The sequence below is a fragment of the Burkholderia sp. E168m23 genome, assembly GCF_016586125.1.
GTDB lineage: Bacteria > Pseudomonadota > Gammaproteobacteria > Burkholderiales > Burkholderiaceae > Burkholderia > Burkholderia orbicola.
Genome location: NZ_BCPP01000462.1, coordinates 1 through 5,530 on the forward strand (window position 1 = coordinate 1; position 5,530 = coordinate 5,530).

At 65.4% G+C, this 5,530-nt stretch carries 6 protein-coding genes; all 6 read left to right on the forward strand.

Features of this window, described 5'->3' with window-relative positions:
* Positions 1-734 (forward strand): aminotransferase class III-fold pyridoxal phosphate-dependent enzyme (locus tag JMF90_RS22070; RefSeq protein WP_201325428.1); only part of this gene is annotated, 734 nt, incomplete at its 5' end.
* 62 nt (positions 735-796) lie between these two features.
* Positions 797-1,912 carry a polyamine ABC transporter substrate-binding protein gene (locus JMF90_RS22075; RefSeq protein WP_006477585.1) on the forward strand — a complete coding sequence of 372 codons (1,116 nt, stop codon included), beginning with the start codon at positions 797-799 and terminating at the stop codon, positions 1,910-1,912.
* Between the two features lie 188 nt (positions 1,913-2,100).
* On the forward strand, positions 2,101-3,255 hold the full coding sequence (locus JMF90_RS22080; protein WP_054928130.1) for an ABC transporter ATP-binding protein: 1,155 nt from the start codon (positions 2,101-2,103) through the stop codon (positions 3,253-3,255).
* Positions 3,256-3,265: 10 nt separating this feature from the next.
* Positions 3,266-4,252, forward strand: coding sequence for an ABC transporter permease subunit (locus JMF90_RS22085; protein ID WP_054928131.1), 987 nt, complete (start codon positions 3,266-3,268; stop codon positions 4,250-4,252).
* Positions 4,249-5,088 carry an ABC transporter permease subunit gene (locus JMF90_RS22090; protein ID WP_054928132.1) on the forward strand — a complete coding sequence of 280 codons (840 nt, stop codon included), beginning with the start codon at positions 4,249-4,251 and terminating at the stop codon, positions 5,086-5,088. The genes JMF90_RS22085 and JMF90_RS22090 overlap by 4 nt, the downstream gene beginning before the upstream one ends.
* Before the next feature lie 116 nt (positions 5,089-5,204).
* A partial coding sequence (locus JMF90_RS22095; RefSeq protein WP_201325429.1) for a DUF3138 family protein occupies positions 5,205-5,530 on the forward strand: 326 nt, incomplete at its 3' end.

Sequence of the window (5,530 nt, forward strand, 5' to 3'; positions counted from 1 at the left end):
TCGAACTCGGCGCGGAGAACGTCGCGGCGTTCATCGGCGAGCCGTTCCAGGGCGCGGGCGGCGTGATCTTCCCGCCGTCGACGTACTGGCCGGAGATCCAGCGGATCTGCCGCAAGTACGACATCCTGCTGGTCGCCGACGAAGTGATCGGCGGCTTCGGCCGTACCGGCGAATGGTTCGCGCACCAGCACTTCGGCTTCGAGCCGGACCTGATCACGATGGCGAAGGGCCTGACGTCGGGCTACGTGCCGATGGGCGCGGTCGGCATTCATGAGCGCGTCGCGCGCCCGATCATCGACAACGGCGAATTCAATCACGGCCTCACGTACTCGGGTCACCCGGTGGCGGCGGCCGTCGCGGTCGCGAACCTGAAGCTGCTGCGCGACGAGGGGATCGTCGAGCGGGTGAAGACCGACACCGGCCCGTACTTCCAGGCGCTGATGCGCGAAACCTTCGCGCGTCATCCGATCGTCGGCGAAGTGCACGGCCACGGGATGGTCGCGAGCCTGCAACTCGCCGAAGCGCCGGCCGAACGCCGCCGCTTCGCGAACGGGGGCGACGTCGGCACGATCTGCCGCGACTTCTGCTTCAACGGCAACCTGATCATGCGCGCGACCGGCGACCGGATGCTGCTGTCGCCGCCGCTCGTGATCTCGCGCCAGGAAATCGATGAACTCGTGTCGAAGGCGAAGAAGGCCGTCGATGCCACCGCCCGGCAACTGGGCGTTTCGTAACGGTTTTGCCTACAGGCGTGCGGCGGGCGCCGCACGCCGCCATCACTCAAGGGAATTCCACCATGCGTGCCTGCATTCTTCGCCAAGCCTGTTCCGTCGCCGCCCTCGCCGCCGCGGCCGCGCTCACGTCGGTCGCCAGCCCGTCGGCGCATGCCGACGAGCTGAACGTCTACAACTGGTCCGACTACATCGCGCCGGACACGATCCCGAACTTCCAGAAGCAGACGGGTATTCACGTCAAGTACGACAACTACGACAGCGACGACACGCTCCAGGCGAAGCTGCTCGCCGGCAGTTCGGGCTACGACATCGTCGTGCCGACCTCGAACTACATGGCCAAGCAGATCCAGGCCGGCGTGTACCAGAAGCTCGACAAGTCGAAGATTCCGAACCTCGCGAACCTCGACCCGCTGCTGATGAAGATGATCTCGGATGCCGACCCGGGCAACCAGTACGGCGTGCCCTGGGCCTACGGCACCGACGGCATCGGCTACAACGCGCAGGCGGTGAAGAAGGCGCTCGGCGACAAGGCGCCGGTCGACAGCTGGGCGCTGGTGTTCGACCCGGCCAACATGGAGAAGCTGAAGAGCTGCGGCGTGTCGTTCCTCGACCAGGCCGTCGACGTGTTCGCCGCCACGCTGCAGTACATGGGCAAGGACCCGAACAGCAAGAACCCCGGCGACTACCAGGCTGCGTTCGAAGTCCTGAAGAAAGTCCGCCCGTACATCACCCAGTTCAACTCGTCCGGCTACATCAACGACCTCGCGAACAACGACGTGTGCGTCGTGCTCGGCTGGTCGGGCGACGTCGGCATCGCGCACCGTCGCTCGGCGGAAGCGAAGCGTTCGTACGACATCAAGTTCTCGAATCCGAAGGAAGGCGGCCTGCTGTGGTTCGACGTGATGGTGATCCCGAAGGATGCGCCGCATCCCGAGGCCGCGCTGAAGTGGATCAACTACATTTCCGATCCGAAGGTCAACGCGGCGATCACCAACACGGTGTTCTACCCGACCGCGAACAAGGCCGCGCATCAATTCGTCACGCCGGCCGTCGCGCAGGACCCGACCGTCTATCCGCCCGAAGACGTGCTGAAGAAGATGGTGCTGATGAAGCCGATGCCGGCCGACATCCTGCGCCTCGAGAACCGTCTGTGGGCCCAGTTGAAGACGGGCCACTGATCGCCATGCATCACGGCGGCGCAGGCATCGCGGTACGCCTGCCCGCCTGAAATTCGCGGACCTCCGTCCGCCCGCGCGTACCGCGCGCCCTGTTCCATCCGGCACGAGCCGTTGCTCGCGAGTCGCGTTGCGCGCCTCGCGCGGGGACGCTCACGCCTGCAATCCGTGAAGAACGAATGGTGACTCCCATGCAATCGATACCCTCTTCCGCTGCTGCACGCCAGACCCAACCGGCCGCCGCGCCCCGTATGCAAAACGACGCATTCGTGCGCATCGAAAACGTCGTGAAGAAATTCGGCGACAGCACGGCCGTCGACAACGTGAACCTGACGATCGCGAAGAACGAGCTGTTCGCGCTGCTCGGCAGCTCGGGCTGCGGCAAGTCCACGCTGCTGCGCATGCTCGCCGGGCTGGAAACGGCCACCTCCGGCAAGATCTTCGTCGACGGCGAGGACCTCGCGTCGCTGCCGCCGTACCGCCGCCCGGTCAACATGATGTTCCAGTCGTACGCGCTGTTCCCGCACATGACGGTCGAATCGAACGTCGCGTTCGGCCTGAAACAGGAAGGCACGCCGAAAAACGAGATCAAGGAGCGCGTGGCCGACGCGCTCGCGCTCGTGCAGATGAGCAAGTATGCGAAGCGCAAGCCGCATCAGCTGTCCGGCGGCCAGCAGCAGCGCGTCGCGCTGGCCCGCTCGCTGGTGAAGCGCCCGAAGCTGCTGCTGCTCGACGAGCCGATGTCCGCGCTCGACAAGAAGATTCGCCAGAAGACCCAGCTCGAACTCGTGAACATCATCGAGAAGGTCGACGTGACCTGCGTGATGGTCACGCACGACCAGGAAGAGGCGATGACGATGGCGAGCCGCCTCGCGGTGATGAGCGAGGGCAAGATCGTGCAGATCGGCTCGCCCGGCGAAGTCTACGAATACCCGAACAGCCGCTTCTCCGCCGAATTCATCGGCTCGACCAACCTGTTCGAGGGGCGCGTGGTCGAGGACGAGCCCGATCACATCTTCGTCGAAAGCGACGACCTCGAAACGCGCATGTACGTGAGCCACGGCGTGACCGGCCCGCTCGGGATGCCGGTCGGCATCTCGGTGCGCCCGGAGCGCATCCACGTATCGCGCGAGAAGCCGGGCTCGAAGCACAACTGGGCGCGCGGCGTCGTCACCGACATCGCGTACATGGGCAGCTATTCGCTGTACCACGTGCGCCTGCCGAGCGGCAAGACGGTGGTGTCGAACCTGTCGAGCTCGCACCTGATGAACGACGGCGCGCCGGCGTGGAACGACGACGTGTTCGTGTCGTGGTCGCCGGCCAGCGGCGTCGTGCTGACGCAGTGAGGACGCCACGATGAGAACCTCCGCTTCCACCCCTTCCGCGCCGGTGTCGACCGGCGCCGCGCGCACCGGCGCGGGTCATGCCCGCCGCGGCCGCTTCGCCGCGCTGTCGCGCTTCCTGCCGTCGGGCCGCGGCGTCGCGATCGGCGTGCCGTTCCTGTGGCTGGCCGTGTTCTTCGCGCTGCCGTTCGTGCTGGTGCTGAAGATCAGCTTCGCCGACCAGGTCATGGGCATCCCGCCGTACACGTCGCTCGTCGAAATCAAGGACGGCGTCGTGCACTTCGCGCTGCAGATGTCGCACTACGCGTTCCTGCTGCAGGACGACCTGTACATCGCGACCTATCTCAGCTCGCTGAAGATGGCCGCCGTGTCGACGGTGCTGTGTTTGCTGATCGGCTATCCGATGGCGTACTACATCGCGCGCTCGGAGCCGAACCGCCGCAACGTGCTGATGATGGCCGTGATGCTGCCGTTCTGGACCTCGTTCCTGATCCGCGTGTACGCATGGATCGGCATCCTGAAGGACGACGGCCTGCTGAACCACACGCTGATCGCGCTCGGCATCATCCACACGCCGCTGCGGCTCTACCACAGCGATGCGGGCGTCTATATCGGCATGGTCTATTCGTACCTGCCGTTCATGGTGATGCCGCTCTATGCGCACCTCGTGAAGATGGACCTGACGCTGCTCGAAGCCGCGTACGACCTCGGCGCGAAACCGTGGGTCGCGTTCACGCGCATCACGCTGCCGCTGTCGAAGAACGGGATCATCGCCGGCAGCCTGCTGGTGTTCATCCCGGCGGTGGGCGAGTACGTGATTCCGGAGCTGCTCGGCGGCGCCGACACGCTGATGATCGGCCGCGTGATGTGGGATGAATTCTTCAACAACATGGACTGGCCGATGGCGTCCGCGGTGACGGTCGCGATGGTGCTGCTGTTGCTGGTGCCGATGGCGCTGTTCCAGTACTACCAGGTCAAGGAACTGGGAGACGCGAAATGATCAAGCCGAGCAAACCGCTGTCGACGGGCGTTCTCGCCTTCGGCTTCCTGTTCCTGTACATCCCGATCATCAGCCTCGTCGTGTACTCGTTCAACGAGTCGAAGCTGGTCACGGTGTGGTCGGGCTTCTCGCTGAAGTGGTACGCGGCGCTGCTGGACGACGACGAGCTGCTGACCGCCGCGTGGCTGTCGCTGAAGATCGGCCTGCTGACGGCCACCGCATCGGTCGTGATCGGCACGTGGGCCGGCTTCGTGCTCGCGCGCTTCGGCCGCTTCAGGGGCTTCACGCTGTACACGGGGATGATCAACGCGCCGCTGGTGATTCCGGAGGTGATCCAAGGGATCTCGCTGCTGTTGCTGTTCGTCGCGCTCGAGCAGATGTTCGGCTGGCCGAAGGGCCGCGGGATGCTGACGATCTGGATCGGCCACGTGATGCTGTGCGTGTCATACGTGGCGATCATCGTGCAGTCGCGCGTGAAGGAGATGAACAAGTCGCTCGAGGAAGCCGCGCTCGACCTCGGCGCCACGCCGCTGAAGGTGTTCTTCGTGGTCACGCTGCCGCTGATCTCGCAGGCGCTGCTGTCGGGGTGGCTGCTGTCGTTCACGCTGTCGATCGACGATCTGGTGCTGTCGGCGTTCCTGTCCGGGCCGGGGTCGACGACGCTGCCGCTGGTGGTGTTCTCGCGCGTGCGGCTGGGGCTGAACCCGGAGATGAATGCACTGGCGACGCTGTTCATCACCGCCGTGACGATCGGCGTGATCGTCGTGAACCGGATGATGATCGCGCGCGAGCGTCGCCGGATGGCCGACTTGAAGGCCGCGTTCGCGGCGGCTTGACAGCTCGTCTCCCGCTTCGAGGATAACAAGCACTGCATGCAAGCAACACGCGCTGCCCCAGGGGGGGCGCGCGATTCGATCCCGATTTGACAGGCGCACGACTAGGAGAATCCGCAATGAAGAAGAAACTGATCTGCCTGCTGGTGGCCGGCGCGCTGCCGGGCATCGCGCTGGCCGGTTCGACATCCGCCGAAATCAAGGCGCTGCAGGCGCAGGTCGCGGCGCTGCAGAAACAGATGAAGGCGATGCAGGCGCAGCTCGCCGCGAAGCCGGGCGGCGCGGGTGTCGTCGCGACGTCCGGCGCGAGCGGCGGTGCGGCCGGCGGCGGCAACGCCGTCGCGGTCGCCGCCGACCCGGGTTCGCCGGATTACGGCCGCGCACGCGCGACGCTGACCAACGACGAGGTCAGCGAAATGAAGCAGCAGATCGCGAACCAGCAGCT